The 17376-nt window shown below is 63.2% G+C and carries 10 protein-coding genes; 2 read left to right on the top strand and 8 right to left on the bottom strand.

Translation table 11 applies throughout. From position 1 onward, the window contains the following. Positions 1 to 171: 171 nt before the first annotated feature. The 6 genes from MWN76_RS08320 to metH all read right to left on the bottom strand — a co-directional run bounded on the left by MWN76_RS08320 (position 172) and on the right by metH (position 10416). The gene (locus MWN76_RS08320) at positions 172 to 2196 is read right to left on the bottom strand and encodes a CocE/NonD family hydrolase (protein ID WP_250460932.1); all 2025 of its coding nucleotides are present in this window, start codon (positions 2194 to 2196) and stop codon (positions 172 to 174) included. Further along, a complete protein-coding gene (locus MWN76_RS08315; protein ID WP_250460931.1) occupies positions 2196 to 3515 on the bottom strand; it encodes an ATP-grasp domain-containing protein in 1320 nt (439 codons plus the stop codon). Before MWN76_RS08315 ends, MWN76_RS08320 begins: the two co-directional genes overlap by 1 nt. 221 nt (positions 3516 to 3736) lie before the next feature. Then, the gene (locus MWN76_RS08310; protein ID WP_250460930.1) at positions 3737 to 4291 is read right to left on the bottom strand and encodes a DUF934 domain-containing protein; all 555 of its coding nucleotides are present in this window, start codon (positions 4289 to 4291) and stop codon (positions 3737 to 3739) included. Further along, complete coding sequence (locus tag MWN76_RS08305; RefSeq protein ID WP_250460929.1) at positions 4275 to 5936, bottom strand: nitrite/sulfite reductase; 1662 nt, start codon at positions 5934 to 5936, stop codon at positions 4275 to 4277. The genes MWN76_RS08310 and MWN76_RS08305 overlap by 17 nt, the downstream gene beginning before the upstream one ends. A 465-nt stretch (positions 5937 to 6401) precedes the next feature. Then, positions 6402 to 6626: a DUF2970 domain-containing protein gene (locus MWN76_RS08300; RefSeq protein ID WP_345780061.1), complete on the bottom strand. Its 225-nt coding sequence runs from the start codon at positions 6624 to 6626 to the stop codon at positions 6402 to 6404. Positions 6627 to 6720: 94 nt separating this feature from the next. Further along, positions 6721 to 10416, bottom strand: a complete 3696-nt coding sequence (gene metH / locus MWN76_RS08295) for a methionine synthase (protein WP_250460928.1) — start codon at positions 10414 to 10416, stop codon at positions 6721 to 6723. A 168-nt stretch (positions 10417 to 10584) separates the two neighbouring features. Between metH and MWN76_RS08290 the strand changes: the two genes are divergently transcribed. Then, the gene (locus tag MWN76_RS08290; protein ID WP_250460927.1) at positions 10585 to 14247 is read left to right on the top strand and encodes a hydantoinase B/oxoprolinase family protein; all 3663 of its coding nucleotides are present in this window, start codon (positions 10585 to 10587) and stop codon (positions 14245 to 14247) included. A 287-nt stretch (positions 14248 to 14534) separates the two neighbouring features. Beyond that, on the top strand, positions 14535 to 15137 hold the full coding sequence (gene nfuA, locus MWN76_RS08285; protein ID WP_250460926.1) for a Fe-S biogenesis protein NfuA: 603 nt from the start codon (positions 14535 to 14537) through the stop codon (positions 15135 to 15137). 87 nt (positions 15138 to 15224) lie between these two features. Here the strand turns inward: nfuA and MWN76_RS08280 are convergent, their stop codons facing one another. Next, positions 15225 to 16217: a hypothetical protein gene (locus MWN76_RS08280; protein WP_250460925.1), complete on the bottom strand. Its 993-nt coding sequence runs from the start codon at positions 16215 to 16217 to the stop codon at positions 15225 to 15227. A gap of 214 nt (positions 16218 to 16431) precedes the next feature. Continuing rightward, the gene (locus MWN76_RS08275; RefSeq protein WP_250460924.1) at positions 16432 to 17184 is read right to left on the bottom strand and encodes a DUF3298 and DUF4163 domain-containing protein; all 753 of its coding nucleotides are present in this window, start codon (positions 17182 to 17184) and stop codon (positions 16432 to 16434) included. Positions 17185 to 17376 lie beyond the last annotated feature (192 nt).

Raw genomic sequence — 17376 nt, 5'->3', positions numbered from 1 at the left:
CTTGTCTCTCTGTCCGGGGACGCGGGCTCCGGCCCGCGCCCCGTGGTGTTGCGTTACGCCGCGCATATTGGCGTTTTGGCGGGTGAAAATCCAGCCCCGTTGTGGAGGCTGCAGGGTGTGCCGTGCGCACGGGTGGCCGGGCGGTGTGCACGGCGTACCCCAGAAGGAGAATCAGAGGTGGTCGCGGGGAATCTTGCGCTGCCAGTTTTCGGTGAAGACGCGGCTGTCCCCCTCCCAGGCGTCCAGCTCCGCGTGGATATAGAAGTATTCGGTGTCTGCGGTGAGGACGGTGCGGGTGGTGGTGCGCACTGACCAGCTGCCGCGGCGGAAGATGCGCTCGGTGCGGGTTTCGCCACGCAGGCTCTCGAAGTCGTCGTCGCGGAAGCTGTACCAGTTGCGGGTGCGGTTGGCCACTTCCATGTCGATTTCCCGCAGCCGTTTCAGGCCCTCGTCCTTGATCACCTCCAGCACTGACTGGTCGAGCGCCAGGTCGCGGTGTACCAGCCAGTTGTGCTCCGGCGGCTCGACTGTCCTGACGGGCGTGGGCGGGGCCACTTCCGGTTTCTGGAAGCGGATTTCGGCATCCTCGGGTTTCGGCTCCCGCTGCGGCAGGATCAACTGGCTGGCGGCCGGGTAGACCGTCATGCGCACCGGTCGCGGAGACGGCCAGGCCAGCGCCCAGTAGGAAGTGGACAGGCTTAGCCGCAACCGGTGGCCGGCGGGAAAGTTCTGGGCGATGGCGTTCAGTGGCACGCGCACGCGATAGGTCTTGCCGGGGACAAGGGGTTCCGGCTCCGCGTGGCTCTTGCGGTGGGTCAGGTTGAACAGGCCGTAGGTCACGCGGGTGGCCTTGCCGTCCGGTGCCACATCGGACAGCCGCGCGGCTACCATCGCCACCGGCTGGTTGCATTCCAGCTCCAGTTCCGCCACCGGTGTCCCCAGGATTTCGAGCTCCCGATCCAGCGGTGCGCTCTCGAATACCAGGGAGCCGCCGTCTTCCAGCCGCTGGTCGTGGGGCAGGTCGGGGGCGTAAGTGTAGGAGCACCACTTGCCGGCCAGCAGGCCGACGGACAGCGGCGACTGGATATACATGCTCTCGCCGCCACCGCAGGACGGTTCGCCGGGCATCAGGATGCGGTGGGGATCCAGCCTGTAGGCCACATCGCGGATGCGCGGCGCCGGCCAGACGTCCTCGCCAACCCAGCGCCCCGGGCGCTCCCGGTAATAGGTCGTGGGCGGCATGCTGTCCTGCATCCAGGCGCGCAGCATGGGTTCGGCCATGATGCCGGTATCGCGCCCCTTCAGCCACAGGTCCCACCAGCGCAGCGCCTCCTGCAGGAAGCCGATGGCCGGACCCGGCGCGCCCTGGTGGGGATATTTGTGGCCCCAGGGGCCGATCAATCCCAGGCGCGGCACCTGCAGGTGTTCCAGCAACCGGAAGATCGCGTTGGTGTAGCCGTCGGCCCAGCCGCCCACCAGCATCACCGGGCTGCGGATGGCCTCGTAGTGCTCGCTGACGGAGCCGTGTTTCCAGTAGTCATCCCGGTGCTGGTGGCGCAGCCAGGTGTCCAGCCACAGGCCGCTGCCGGCGAGGCGCTGCAACCACATCTCGCGCCAGCGCTCGCCAACCAGCGCCGGATCCGGCGGGCAGGTGTTGACGGAGAACATGGTGGTGGCCTCCGACAGGTTGTCGGTCAGCAGGCAGCCGCCCATGTAGTGCATGTTGTCGAGATACAGGTCGTCGGTGGAGCAGGCGGAAATCACCGCTTTCAGTGCCGGTGGCGCCAGCGATGCCACCTGCAGTCCGTTGAAGCCGCCCCAGGAGATGCCCATCATGCCCACATTGCCATCGCACCAGGGCTGTTCCGCCAGCCAGGCGATTACCGCGGCGCCATCGTCCAGCTCGCGCTGCCGGTACTGGTCGCGCAGGATGCCCTCGGACTCGCCACTGCCGCGCAGGTCCACGCGCACGCAGGCGTAACCGTGGCCGGCCAGGTAGGGGTGCAGGATGGAATCCCGCAGGCGCGTCATATCCCGCTTGCGGTAGGGGATATATTCGAAGATGGCCGGTACCGGTTCGCGCTCGGCATTTTCCGGCAGCCAGATACGCGCCGCGAGCCTGCAGCCGTCGGGCATGGGGATCTCCACATGCTCGCGCATCTCGAGCCGGTAAGGGAATTCGCTGATTACCTTCATCAGTAGCGCACGCGGTTGAACTGGAAGGGCTCGGGCTCGCCACCGTCCGAGAACCTGAAGTGCAGGGCCTCGGCGAGGCGGTGGTACTTGTCCAGGAGTTCCCGCTGGTTCTGGGCGCCCAGCCAGATGTTGGCGATCTCGAAACTGTAGCTGTCCTGCATCGACTGTTCGGACAGGCGGCGGCCGCGGTCGGCGGTGATCACGATTTTACTGTCGGGGAATTCCCGCTCGATCCGTTTGATCTCTTCGTCGTCGGGCGCCTGTTCCAGCAGGGCGTCGCGGTAGCGGCGCAGCATGAACTTGGCGGCTGTGCGGTAGTCGCCGCGGCAATCGCCCAGATCCGTGATGCGCCCCAGGGCCAGGTCGACCGGTATCTGGTGATTGGATACACCGTGCACCTTGATGAACTGGTCGCTGTGGGACTGGGAGATCCGTGTATTGACTTCCAGTACCTTGAAGGCGTTCTTCTGCGCATCCCAGAAAAACTCGATACCAAAGGGGGAATTGTCGAAGCCGAGATGTCGCAACAGCTTCTCCCCGGCGGCGCAGATCCTGTCCTGCGCGTGTCGCGGCCACACGGAGGGGTATTCGTAGCGGGTGAAACTCTGCCTTTTATTGTCTTTGACCGTATCGACGATGCCGTGCACGCGGTAGTCACCATCGAGCAGGGCGCCCTCTATCCCGCACTGCTTGCCGCCGATGATCTCCTCGGCGATGCACCAGTTGCCGTCCACAGGGCCCACTTCGTCCGGAACCGAAACGTGTGCCAGGGCCTGGTTGAACGGGTCGCCGAAACTGTGGATGCCGGCCCGGATCTTCCGCAGTGCTTCCCCGAACTGGCCGGCGTTCTCGATGCGGAAACCGAGGAAAGAGGAGTGGGCCTTGATCGGTTTCAGCCAGAAGGGGTAATCGATGGTCAATTGTGCCAGCGGCGTTTCGGCAAACGGATCCACCGGGCAGAAATCCGGAGTCCAGTCCGGCATCGCCCTGCGCTGTTCGAGGCGGCACCAGTATTTATGCTCGCATTTGAGCACCGCCTCGAGAGAGGCCGAGCGCAGTCCGCGATCCTGGCTGAGATGGGCCAGCAGTACGCTGGTGGGAAAATCCCAGTGGCCGATAATGCCGGCGATGGGATCGGGGAAGTCCTCGAGCTGGCGGCGCGCCTGGTCCAGCATCGCGTCGTAGTCGAAGGTCGCCGGGTTGACCACTTCCGATATATCGAAGAGCGGGTGGAAGCGGTAGTTGTCGGCCCCGTGTACACACCTGAGGAAAGAGAGTCGCAGCGGGTCGAGCCCGAGGACAAAGAAGTGCTTGGGCATGGACTGCTCCCCTCGCGTACATCGCCATAGGCTGCGCTTTAAGCCCGGAATTAGTGGCAGTCTAGTGTCGCGAGACGGGATTGGTTGTTCCGGATGCAGAGATCTGGCCGGGTTGGCAGCAGGGAATGCGGGAATCCGCCGGTTCCGGCGGCGCGGGGTGAATTCCTGTCGGGTCAGGCTGGGCGAGCACATGGCCCGCCCGTCGGGAAGATATGCAGGGCTCAGGCGAGCCCGCGGCGGCGGAACAGCGGCAGTTTTTCGTCCACCGCGGCCTGGTAGCTGTCGCTGAAGTCGTGTAGCGAATCGAGCAGTTTCGCCAGCGGCTGCTCACCCTCGTAGGCGAAGGCGTCGAAGCCGCAGCGGCGCAGGTAGGTGAGCTGGTCGCGCATGAAGGCGCCCACCGCGCGCAGTTCGCCGGTATAGCCGTAGCGTTCGCGCAGCAGGCGGCCGGTGCTGAAACCGCGACCGTCGGCAAAGGCCGGGAAGTGCACCGCAATCAGCGGCAGGTCCCCGGCCTCGTCGCCGATCAGGTCGGCGGACTCGTCGCTGTTCAGCCAGACGCCGATCTCCGCGCGGCGCTGGACCAGGTCACCTTTCAGCGCTTTCCAGATCCGGTAGGGCAGGATGATTTTCCCGGGCGCCAGGGCGTCGGCAGTGATCTCCGCATCGTCCTCGTCCTGCGGCAGCAGTCGCCAGTCATTGGTGGCAACTTGCCCGTCGACAATCAGCTCTGCAGGATTTTCCGGTTGGGGACCGAGCTTAACTGGCTTTGGCATAGACTTTTTCCTTGAAGGGCTGCAGGCCGATGCGGTTGTAGGTGTCGATAAACAGTTCGTCCTCGCGGCGTTCATTGACGTAGATGTCGAGGATGGTGTCGATCACGTCCGGTACTTCCGCACGGGAGAAGCTGGGGCCCAGCACCTTCGCCAGGCTGGCATTTTCCGACGAACTGCCGCCCAGTTGGACCTGGTAGAACTCCTCGCCTTTCTTGTCCACGCCGAGAATGCCGATATGACCCACGTGGTGGTGGCCGCAGGCGTTCATGCAGCCGGAGATGTTCAGGTTCAGGTCGCCCAGGTCGTAGAGGTAGTCCATGTCGTCGAAGCGGCGCTGGATGGCCTCGGCCACCGGAATCGATTTGGCGTTGGCCAGCGAGCAGTAGTCGCCGCCGGGGCAGCAGATCATATCGGTCAGGGTGCCGATATTGGGTGTGGCAAAGCCGTTGGTGCGCGCGGCCTGCCAGAGTTCGAACAGCTTTTCCTGTTCCACGTCTGCCAGCACCACATTCTGGTCGTGGGTGACGCGCACCTCGCCGAAGCTGAAGCGGTCCGCCAGCCCGGCGATCGCCTCCAACTGGCGGTCGGTGACATCGCCCGGCGGCACGCCGGTGGGCTTGGTGGACAGGCGCACGGCGCGGTAGCCGGGTACCCGGTGGGCGAAGGTGTTGCGCTCCAGCCAGCGGGCGAAGGCCTTGTCGCCCGCCGCCTGCGACTGCAGTGCCGCTTCGCTGTCAGCGCCGTCGACCTGGCGGTAGTCGGGCGCGGTGAAGAAGGACTTGGCCCAGGCCAGCGCTTCCGGTGTCAGCTCGTCGGCACCATCACGGATCTGTTCCCACTCGGCTTCGACGAGACGGCCGAATTCCTCCGCCCCCATGGCCTTGACCAGGATCTTGATACGGGCCTTGTACTTGTTGTCGCGCCGGCCCAGTTGGTTGTAGATGCGCACGATCGCTTCCAGGTAGGACAGCAGGTGCCGCTCCGGCAGGAAGTCGCGGATTTTTTCGGCGATCACCGGCGTGCGGCCCTGGCCGCCGCCGACATAGACCTCGTAGCCGATCTCGCCGTCGCGCTCGACGATCTGCACGCCGATATCGTGCACGCGGATGGCGGCGCGGTCGGTCTGGGCACCGTTGACGGCGATCTTGAACTTGCGCGGCAGAAAGGCGAATTCCGGGTGGAAGGTGGACCACTGGCGGATCAACTCGCAGTAGGGGCGCGGGTCGGCGATCTCGTCGCGGGCCACGCCGGCGTAGGGGTCCGAGGTGGTATTGCGGATGCAGTTGCCGCTGGTCTGCACCGCGTGCATCTCCACTTCCGCCAGCTCGGCCAGGATCTTCGGCACGTCCTCGAGCTGCGGCCAGTTGTATTGCAGGTTCTGGCGCGTGGTGAAGTGGGCGTAGCCCTTGTCGTAGTCGCGGCTGATGCGGGCCAGGCGCTTGAGCTGGGCGCTGTTCAGCAGGCCGTAGGGCACGGCGATGCGCAGCATCGGCGCCAGTCGCTGGATATAGAGCCCGTTCTGCAGGCGCAGCGGCAGGAACTGCTCCTCGCTGAGCTGGCCGGCCAGATAGCGTTCCGTCTGGCCGCGGAACTGGGCCACGCGATCGCCGATGATGGCGCGGTCCCGGTCGTCATATCGATACATAACAGCTTGATTCCATTGCCATTTGCACACTTTTTAAGGTGTTTGCGGAGAGGCGGGTAAGAAATTCGCGCATTCTCCGATGGCGCATAACATACCAGCGCGCTTATGCAAAAAATAACAATTTTTTTCGCTACCTCAGTAACAAACGGTTATAAGCGCGTAAAGATTGTGTGGATTTGTCGGCTTGCGCCATAGACGGGGATTTGATCTACTTGACCAACCGTTCCCGAGCGGCACAGCTACCCTGAATAACAATAATCAGCGATCGGAGTCTTTCGATGAGTGAAGAAGTAGTTGTTTCCAATGAGAGTGATAACGCGGCAGATGCCTTTGCCGCGGTGGCCCTGGTAGCGATCTTCGTGGCTACCTGCATTTTCTGGGTCGCCTCGCAGTAACGCTGTACCCCCCCCCCAGCGCCCGGAGCAGAGCGGTGCCGGGCCTCATTCCCTGTTCCGCACCACCCGTTCAGCCCATATTGCTGAGCACCGTCTTCACCACCAGTACCAGCGTCAGCACAAACAGTGCGGTAAAGATGATGCCGGCGGCGATATAGGTCTTGATACTGCCAGCCTTGAAGTCGCGCTCACGGTTCCTGTTGCTCTGCACGCCGATGGCAGCGGCCAGGGTGCTGAGGACCACCTGGCCGAATGAAGGACTCTTGTCCTCTTTGTTGTCTTCTTTATTCTCCACTTCCAGCTCCATCAACTGAGTAGGGTGCGTCGTGCGCACCATCGAACGGCCGGTGCCCACGGCGCACTCTACTGGAATCCCGAGTTCCGGCTGTTCAGTCGTCGAGGTTCGGCCGCAACCAGCGCTCCAGTTCCGTCTCCGTCATACCCTTGCGCTCGGCCAGGTCCTGCAGCTGGTCGCGGCCGATCTTGCCGACATTGAAGTATTTTGCCTCCGGGTGGGCAAAATACCAGCCGCTGACGGCGGCCGCGGGCAGCATGGCAAAGTGCTCGGTCAGGGTGACACCGGCATTGTCCGGGGCGTCAAGGAGTTGGAACAGGGTAGCCTTTTCCGTGTGGTCGGGGCAGGCGGGATAGCCGGGCGCCGGGCGGATGCCGCGGTAGCGTTCCCGGATCAGTTCCTCGTTGGAGAGCTGCTCGTCCGGGGCGTAACCCCAGTACTCCCTGCGCACCTGCTGGTGGAGGCATTCGGCCAGGGATTCGGCCAGTCGATCCGCCAGCGCCTTGACCATGATCGCATTGTAATCGTCGTGCTTCGCCTCGTACTCCGCCGCCAGCTCGTCGGCACCGATGCCGGTGGTGACGGCGAAACCACCCACATAGTCGATCACGCCGGACTCCAGTGGCGCGACGAAGTCCGCCAGCGAGCGGCACAGGCCGTCGCCGCCACGCTTCTGTACCTGCTGGCGCATCTGGTGCAGGCGGGCCAGTTCCTCGCCGCGGCTTTCGTCCTTGTAGACGATGATATCGTCGCCGGCGCTGTTGGCCGGCCACAGGCCGAATACGGCGCGGGCCCTGAGCAGCTTGTTGTCGATAATCTCCCGCAGCATCGCCTGGGCGTTGTTGAACAGGTCCGTGGCCGCCTCGCCGACGATTTCATCTTCGAGGATCGCCGGGTATTTGCCAGCCAGGTCCCAGGAGATGAAGAAGGGCGTCCAGTCGATGGTATCGACCAGTTGTTCCAGCGGGAAATCGTCGATGGCGGTGACGCCGAACCGGTTTGGCACGGCGGGAGTGTAGTTCTGCCAGTCGAACTGTGGCGCGGCCGCCAGCGCATCCTCGTAGCTGAGGCGCTTGTCGTTGCGCTTGCGGTTGGCGGTGCGGGCGCGCACCTTGTCGTACTCTTCCCGGATTCCTTTCACGTAGGCCGGGCGCAGCTCGTCGGAAATCAGGTTGCTGGCCACGCCCACGGCACGGGAGGCGTCGGCGACGTAAACGGTCTGGTTGCGGTGGTACTGCGGATCGATTTTTACCGCAGTGTGCGCCTTGGAAGTGGTGGCGCCGCCGATCAGCAGCGGGATGTCGAAGCCCTGGCGCTCCATTTCCGCGGCCACGTGCACCATTTCATCCAGCGACGGCGTGATCAGGCCGGACAGGCCGATAATATCGCACTGTTTTTCCTTCGCGGTCTGCAGGATGGTTTCCGCCGGCACCATCACACCCAGGTCGATCACTTCGTAGTTGTTGCAGGCCAGCACCACGCCGACGATATTCTTGCCGATATCGTGTACGTCGCCCTTGACCGTCGCCATCAGGATGCGGCCGTTGGGTTTGCTGTCCTCGGTCTTTTCCGCCTCGATATAGGGCTGCAGGTAGGCAACCGCCTGCTTCATGACCCGCGCGGACTTGACCACTTGCGGCAGGAACATCTTGCCCTCGCCGAACAGGTCGCCGACCACATTCATGCCGTCCATCAGCGGGCCCTCGATCACATCCAGCGGGCGGGTCGCCTGCGCGCGGGCCTCTTCGGTATCTTCCTCGATATAGTTGTTGATGCCCTTGACCAGCGCGTGTTCGATACGCTTTTTCACCGGCAGCTCGCGCCAGCTCAGGTCTTCCTTGCGCGCGGAAGCGCTGCCGTCGCCGCGGTACTTCTCGGCGATATCGAGTAGTGCCTCGGTGGCATCCGGGTTGCGGTTCAGGATCACGTCCTCGACCTTTTCCCGCAGCTCTTCCGGCAGTTCATCGTACACCGCCAGCTGGCCGGCGTTGACGATGCCCATGTTCAGGCCAGCCTTGATGGCGTGGTACAGGAACACCGAGTGGATGGCCTCGCGCACCGGGTTGTTGCCGCGGAAGGAGAAGGACACATTGGACACACCGCCGGAGATGCTGGCACCGGGCAGGTTTGCGCGAATCCACTCGGCCGCCTGGATAAAGTCGACGGCGTAGTTATTGTGCTCCTCGATACCGGTGGCGACGGCGAAAATATTCGGGTCGAAGATAATGTCGTTGGGCGCAAAGCCGACCTTGTCCACCAGCACGTCGTAACTGCGCTTGCAGATTTCCGCCTTGCGCTCGAAGGTGTCCGCCTGGCCGTCCTCGTCGAAGGCCATCACCACCACCGCGGCGCCGTAGCGCAGGCACAGGCGCGCCTTGTCGGTAAAGTCCTGTTCGCCTTCCTTGAGGCTGATGGAATTGACGATGGGCTTGCCCTGGATGCACTGCAGCCCGGCTTCGATCACCTCCCACTTGGAGGAATCCACCATAAACGGCACCCTGGCGATATCCGGCTCGGTGGCGGCCAGGTTGAGGAAACGGCGCATGGCGGCGACCGAATCCAGCATTGCCTCATCCATATTGAAGTCGATTACCTGGGCGCCGTCCTCGACCTGCGCGGCGGCCACCTGCAGGGCGGTATCGTAGTCTTCCTCCATGATCAGGCGCTTGAAGCGTGCCGAGCCGGTCACGTTGCAGCGCTCGCCGACATTCACGAACAGGGAATTTTCGTCGACGGTGAACGGCTCCAGGCCCGACAGGCGCAGCGCCGGTTTGATCTGCGGCAGTTTGCGCGGCGGGATATCGGCCACTGCGTCCGCGATCGCGCGGATATGCTCCGGCGCGGTGCCGCAGCAACCGCCGAGGATATTGAGGAAGCCGCTGCGCGCGAACTCGGCGACGATGCTGGCGGTCTCCTCCGGCAACTCGTCGTACTCGCCGAATTCGTTCGGCAGGCCGGCGTTGGGGTGCGCGGACACATGTTCCGCGCAGACGCCGGACAGCGCCTCCACATAGGGGCGCAACTCGGTGGCGCCCAGGGCACAGTTGAGACCCACGCTCAGGGGCTTGGCGTGGGCCACGGAGTTGTAGAAGGCTTCGGTGGTCTGTCCCGATAAAGTGCGGCCGGAGGCATCGGTGATGGTGCCGGAGATCATGATCGGCAGCTCGAAACCGACCTCGTCGAACAGCTGGTGCAGGGCGAAGATGGCCGCCTTGGCGTTCAGGGTATCGAAGATGGTCTCGATCAGGATCAGGTCCGAGCCGCCCTCGATCAGCGCGCGGCCGGCTTCGACATAGTTCTCCACCAGCTTTTCGAAGGTCACGTTGCGCGCGCCCGGGTCGTTGACGTCCGGCGAGATGCTGGCGGTGCGCGAAGTGGGCCCGATCACGCCGGCCACCCAGCGCGGCCTGTCCGGCGTGGCCATGGCGTCGGCGGCGCGGCGCGCCACCTCGGCGGCGGCGCGGTTCAATTCCGGGACCAGGTCCTCCATATCGTAATCCGCCTGGGACAGGCGCGTGGCGTTGAAGGTATTGGTCTCGATAATGTCTGCGCCGGCCTCCATATAGTCCCGGTGCAGCTGCTCGATCATGTCCGGTTGGGTCAGCGTCAGCAGGTCGTTGTTGCCCTGCACATCCCGGTGGAAATCGGCAAAGCGCTCGCCGCGGTACTGGCCCTCGCTCAGCTTCGCCCGCTGGATCATGGTCCCCATGGCGCCGTCCAGGATCAGGATGCGCTTCTCCAGCGCGGCATGGAGCTGTTCCAGGCGTTGACTGCGGGACTGTTGCGACATGGGCACTTCCTTTAAACGGGTCTCGAAGAGGGCGGCAATGTTAGCATATTCGGGACTCGGGACTCGGGACTCGGGACTCGGGACTCGGGACTCGGGACTCGGGACTCGGGACTCGGATGCGCGGAGCTGGAGCTCCGCGGTCCCGGGAGAGGGATGGAGGGATGACCTATGAATAAAGAAACCGACAACAACCGCTGGAGCTTCTGGATAGATCGCGGCGGCACCTTTACCGATATCGTCGCCCGCCGCCCGGATGGGCGGCTGGTCAGCCACAAGCTGCTGTCCGAGAATCCGGAGCAATACGAGGACGCCGCCCTGGCCGGTATCCGCGCTCTGCTGGATTTGGACGTCGATGCCCCCATCCCGCCGGAAGCTATCGAGGCGGTCAAGATGGGCACTACCGTGGCCACCAATGCATTGCTGGAGCGCAAGGGCGATCCGGTGGCCCTGGTCACGACCAAGGGCTTCGCCGACGCCCTGCGTATCGGCTACCAGGCGCGCCCGAACCTGTTCGACCTCCAGATCAGGCTGCCGCAAATGCTCTACAGCGATGTCGTGGAGGTGGGCGAGCGCGTCACGGCCAATGGCGAAGTACTGGTGCCGCTGGATTGGGGCAGGGTGCGGGCGAACCTGCAGCGACTCTACGACGGCGGCCTGCGCGGCCTGGCGATCCTGTTGATGCACGGTTACCGCTACCCGGAACACGAGCGGGCAATCGCCCGCATCGCCGACGAGATCGGCTTTACCCAAGTCTCCGTCAGCCACCGGGTCAGCCCGCTGATCAAACTGGTGGGCCGCGGCGATACCACGGTGGTGGATGCCTACCTGTCGCCGGTACTGCGCCGCTATGTGGATCGGGTCGACAGGGCACTGGGTGGCAGCCGGCTGCTGTTTATGCAGTCCAATGGCGGCCTCGCCGACGCGCACTTTTTCCAGGGCAAGGACGCGATCCTGTCCGGTCCGGCCGGCGGCGTGGTGGGCGCCGCGCGCACTGCCGCCGAGGCCGGTTTCGAGCAGGTGATCGGCTTCGATATGGGCGGCACGTCCACCGATGTCTGCCACTACAGCGGCGACTACGAGCGCAGCCTGGAGTCCGAAGTGGCCGGTGTGCGCCTGCGGGCGCCGATGATGCGTATCCACACGGTCGCCGCCGGCGGCGGCTCGGTGCTGCACTTCGACGGCAGCCGCTACCTGGTGGGCCCGGATTCCGCCGGCGCCAACCCCGGCCCGGCCTGCTACCGCCGCGGTGGGCCGCTGACGGTCACCGACTGCAATGTGATGCTGGGCAAGCTGCAGCCCGAGTTCTTTCCCCAGGTGTTCGGTCCCGGTGCGGACCAGCCGCTGGACGCGGAAATCGTGCGGACAAAGTTCAGCGCACTGGCGGAAAAAATCCGCAAGGCCACCGGCGATGAACGCACGCCGGAACAGGTGGCCGAGGGCTTCCTGGCCATCGCGGTGGAAAACATGGCCAGCGCGATCAAGAAAATCTCGGTGCAGCGCGGCTACGAGGTATCGAAATACCTGCTCAACAGTTTCGGCGGCGCCGGCGGCCAGCACGCCTGCCTGGTGGCGGATGCGCTGGGCATGACGAAGATACTGTTGCACCGCTACGCGGGTGTGTTGTCCGCCTACGGCATCGGACTGGCGGACCTGCGCCTGACGCGGGAGCGCAGCCTGGAGCACATTTACTCGGCCGAATACGAGCCCGAATTGAATCGAATCTTTGACGAACTGGAAGCGGATGGGCGCCGCGAGATGTTGGCCCAGGGCGTACCCGAACAACAGATTCACTGCCTGCGCAAACTGCACTTGAAATACGAGGGCACGGATACGGCGCTGGAAGTGGCGATGGGCGGGTACGACAGGGTGCTGGCCGAATTCGAGCGGGACTATCGCCAGCAGTTCGGTTTTGTCGCCGGGGATAAGCCCTTGGTCGTCGAGGCGGTGCAGGTGGAGGTAATCGGGGCGGCCACGGAAGAAAGGCTAAAATCTCGCACCGACCTTGATCGGTGCGCACGGCGCACCCTACGACAAGTTGCATCCAGCGAGCGTGGCGAGACTTTGCCCGGCGCGAAGGCGCCAATCACCATGGATGGGAAGCGTCGCGAAACGCCGATCTACCGCGCCGAAGCACTGTGCCTCGGCGAGCAGATCGACGGCCCGGCGGTGATCAGCGAACCCAACAGCACCATTGTTGTCGAGCCCGGCTGGCGCGCGGAAATCACCGACACCGGCATTCTGCTGCAGCGCGTCGAAGCACTGCCGAAGCGCACCGCGATCGGCACCAGCGTCGACCCGGTGATGCTGGAGATCTTCAATAACCTGTTTATGTCTATCGCCGAACAGATGGGGGCGGCGCTCGAGAAAACCGCGTCCTCGGTCAATATCAAGGAGCGCCGGGATTTCTCCTGCGCACTCTTCGACCGCGACGGCGAGCTGATTGCCAATGCGCCGCATATGCCGGTGCACCTGGGTTCGATGAGCGAGAGTATCAAGACGGTCATTCGCGAAAATGCGTCCGATATGAAAGACGGCGACGCCTTTGTATTGAATGCGCCCTACAACGGCGGCACCCACCTGCCGGATATCACCGTAATCCGGCCCGTTTTTGGCGAAGGTAGCGACGATAGCGGCGAAGAGTTGCTGTTTTACGTTGCCACCCGCGGCCACCATGCGGACGTGGGCGGCATCACGCCCGGTTCCATGCCGCCGTTCAGCAAGAGCGTCGAGGAAGAGGGCGTGCTGCTGGACAACCTGAAACTGGTGGATGCCGGCACCTTCTGCGACGAAACCATCCGCAGAAAACTCGCTTCCGGAAAATATCCCGCGCGCAATATCCCGCAGAATATCGCCGACCTGCACGCCCAACTGGCCGCCTGCGAAAAGGGCGTGCGCGAGCTGCAGAAGATGGTGGCGCATTTCGGCCTGTCGGTGGTGCGGGCCTATATGCAGCATGTGCAGGGCAACGCCGAGGAATCCGTGCGCCGCACGCTCGAGGCGCTGCACGACGGCGACTTCCGCTATCAGATGGACGACGGCAGCGTCATCCGGGTGGCGGTGACGCTGGACCGGGAAAACCGCCGCGCGACGGTGGATTTTACCGGCACCAGCGGCCAGCACCCGGGCAACTACAATGCGCCGCGGGCGGTCACCAAGGCCGCGGTGCTGTATGTGTTCCGCTGCCTGGTGCGGGAGAATATCCCGCTGAACGGCGGCTGCCTGAAGCCGCTGGATATCGTCATTCCGGAGGGCTGCATGTTGAACCCCCAGTATCCGGCGGCGGTGGTGGCGGGCAATGTGGAGACCTCCCAGTATGTCGTCGATGCGCTGTTCGGCGCGCTGGAGACCATGGCCGCGGCCCAGGGCACCATGAACAACTTCACCTTCGGCGACGGTCGCTACCAGTACTACGAGACCCTGTGCGGCGGTTCCGGCGCCGGCCCGGATTTCGATGGCACCGACGCCGTGCACACCCATATGACCAACTCCCGCCTGACGGACCCGGAAGTGCTGGAGTGGCGCTTCCCGGTCCTGCTGGAGGCGTTCAGCGTCCGTCGCGGCAGCGGCGGAGCGGGGAAGCACAAAGGCGGTGACGGCGCCCGGCGACGGCTGCGCTTCCTGCAGCCGATGACCGCCTCCATCCTCGCCTCCCACCGAAAACTGCCGCCATTTGGGTTGAATGGCGGCGAACCGGGAGCCCTGGGGCGGAACTGGGTGGAAAGGGCAGGCGGCGGCCGGGAGGAACTGGACGGTCGCGCCGAGGTGCAGATGGAGGTCGGCGATGTCTTTGCCATCGAGACGCCGGGCGGCGGGGGCTATGGCGCAGCTTGAGTCGCACCTGAGGGGAATGGCACTCCCTCCGTCGATGCGAAGGATCTGCTGCCGGGAGTTGTTTGCGGGAGTGTCTGCAAGAGGGACCTCGCAGACAAGCCTACAGGGATGTATTCACGGCGTCTCCCGCAAACAGCTGCCGGCAGCAGGTCCGCCACGGAGCTGGTTAAAGGGCCAACCACCGAGGCAGAACTCGGGGTCGCCCCGACGATGATGCCCGGTTTAATTCCGGCCCCATTGGGAGTAAAATACCCGACAAGAAAACTCGGTTATTTGAGAAGTCTACTATGTCAGAACAGTCGCAAGACCTGAACGTCACCATCACCGAATCCGCCCAGGAGTACCTGCGCGAGCTGCTGGCGAAGCAGGACTGCGAGGGCATCGCCATCCGCATGTTCGTGTCCAGCCCGGGCACGCCCAATGCGGAGACCTGTATCGCCTACTGTCGCCCCGGCGAGGAGCAGGAAGGCGATGTGATGCTGGAGATGGATGGCCTCAAGGCCTATTTCGAGGGCCGCAGTATTCCGTACCTGGACGAGGCTCGGGTGGATTACGCGTCGGACAAGATGGGCGGCCAGCTCACCATCCGCGCACCGAACTCGCGCATGCCCAAGATTACCGACGACAGCCCGATCGAGGACCGTATCAACTACGTGCTCTACAACGAGGTCAACCCGGGCCTTGCCGCTCACGGCGGCCAGGTGAGCCTGGTGGAAGTCACCGACGACCACTATGCAGTGCTGAAATTCGGTGGTGGCTGCCAGGGCTGCGGTATGGTGGATATGACCCTGAAAGAAGGGGTCGAGAAAACCCTGAAGGACAAGGTGCCGGAACTAGCCGGGGTGAAGGACGTCACCGACCATACGGACAGATCGCAGGCCTACTACTGATCAAAAGAGCGAACCATCCGGTTCGCTCTTTTTGTATCCGGCGGTGGTATATGGGATGCGTACGATCGCCGGGAAAGGGGAAAGCTGTCACTCCCCGTCTTCGAAAGGCTCGTAGGCATCCACACCCAGCAGGTAGGCCCCGTCGAAACCGGCGTTTTCTATCCGGTAGATATAGGAATCGCTGTTGCCGTAGATGATGTCCTGCCAGCCCTGGCGCCAGTAATTTACCCGATAATCTCCTCCACCGGTTGCCTCGCCCAGCCATTCCGGAGGATTGGAAACCCAGTGGCTCTGCCAGTAGAAACGATCGCTTTCGGCCTCACCGATATTTACCGTCGCGATCAGCAGCCTCTCGCCGCCGTCGGCTTTGAAACGCAATTGCCGAATCTGTTCCGCGGTGTACGCCTCCTGGCTTTTAAAGAAGAGGTCCATCACGACCAGGTCGTAATTGGTATCGCTGATATCGTCGACCAGTTCCTGGCGGGTGGAGTAGTTCAGGGTGTTGGTGAGCACGAGGAAATTGTTGACCTCGAAGATGTCTTCGATATCGTCGCGATTGTAGTTGAATGGCTGATCCGGATATTCGGGAATATTGTCCAGCTCGCTGTTGTCTGCGGCAAAGGAGATATAGCCGGCGTCTTCGTTCAATGCATAGGAATCGTCGATCTTGCTCTGGCTGATGGCAAAATCCGTCACCATCGCGACGACATTGCCGTTGTCGCGCGCCATATCCAGGTAGCTGCGCAAGCGTTCCCGCCTGCCGGAGGAGGTGGGTTGGTCGATGCCGTCGTAACCGTAGAAGACGGCGTCCTGCCCGATACCGTTCAGGGCATTGATATAGCTGGTATCCGGTGAGCCGGAAGTGCTGCCGGAGCTGCTGACGAGTTCGATACCGCCGTAGGCGATTACAATGAAATTGGAGTCCAGCCCCCGACCGTAACTGCCGATATCGCGCACGAAATCGCGCATTTCCTGGCGGTAGTCGGTGGAACCCTCTTCCGGCAGGAAGTTGGGTACGTCGTCGAAGTCACAGCCCTGAAGTATTAAGGGGAGTGTCAGGAAAGTGTAAAGCCGTTTCAAAATCCCTCTCCGGTGTCGGAAAAACGATGGTGGGTGACGTTAGCAAGTATCCGCGGGCCAGGCAATCGACCGGCGCCGGATTACCGGCCTAGCCCGGATATTTCACCAAGCCGCTCTATATCGTTCAGGTCAAGGCGAGAAAGCGCTGGAATAGCAGCGTTATTTCAAGCTTTCTCAACGCAGAGCTGGACGATTTGGCGAAGCGAACTGTTACCTAACTTTGCGAGCGGTCCACTAGGTATTGCTGCCGGATCACGCCGTCCAGTTGTTCCCGTGGAATCTTCAGCTCGACTTGTCCCATCGCATAGGGGCCGAGGGTATAGACGCCGTACAGCAGGGTAAGCCCCGTGTCGTCGAGCCGGAAATCGCCGGTCTTGGCGAAGGGCCAGAGTTGGCGAAACTCCTCGTCGATATCCGTCTGTTCCCGCAGCCAGCGCTGATGGGCCCTGCGCGCCAGCTCCCAGAACGCGTCTTCCTGCCCGGGTTGGATCAGTTGTTCCAGCGTCACCGGTGCGTCGGCATCCAGGTCCCAGTTCAGCCAGCTTGTGGCGGGCATGCCGTGGGCACCGCCGGTATACGCATAGCTGCTGATTTCTACCGCAACCAGGTTGCCGCTGCGCCCGAGGAGCTTGCCGTTCGCCTGCACCATCCAGCGGTTGCCGGTGTCGTCGGGTAGTTCCCGCGCCTGCTTGAGAAATGCCTCGGCTGCGGCGGCGATGCTGTCGGCATCGCTTCCGCTTTCCCCGACACCCTGCATCTGCTGAATAAGCTGTCGGCGGATGGCGTCGTTCAGCGCGGGCCGGTTTTCAAACAGCTGGTAGGTGACCGAGACCGTAGCGCATTCGTCCTCTTTATCGCAGCCTGCTGCCTGCCGCTCGAAAGATTCCTGTCGGGGTTTCAGTGTCTGTGGGGCCGCACTGTCACTGCGACTGCCGCAGCCGCTGGTAAACAGCACCGCGGTCAGCATTGCGATTGCGGTAAGTGTAGTGGGGGAACAGGATATCGTTGGCATGGCACTCTTCCGTGGGAGCATTCCGGATTCAGGGCGCCAGTTTCGGCCTTTTTGGGCTCGAAATTCAAGTGGGTTGGATGGACGGGCAGGGAGCGGTCTTCCCCGCCCGCAAATCTCCCCGGGGCCGGCGCTTGCAGGGATTGGTGC

The organism is Microbulbifer litoralis (genome assembly GCF_023634065.1).
In the GTDB taxonomy this organism is placed as follows: Bacteria; Pseudomonadota; Gammaproteobacteria; order Pseudomonadales; family Cellvibrionaceae; genus Microbulbifer; species Microbulbifer litoralis.
This window is presented reverse-complemented; position numbering and strand designations above follow the sequence as displayed.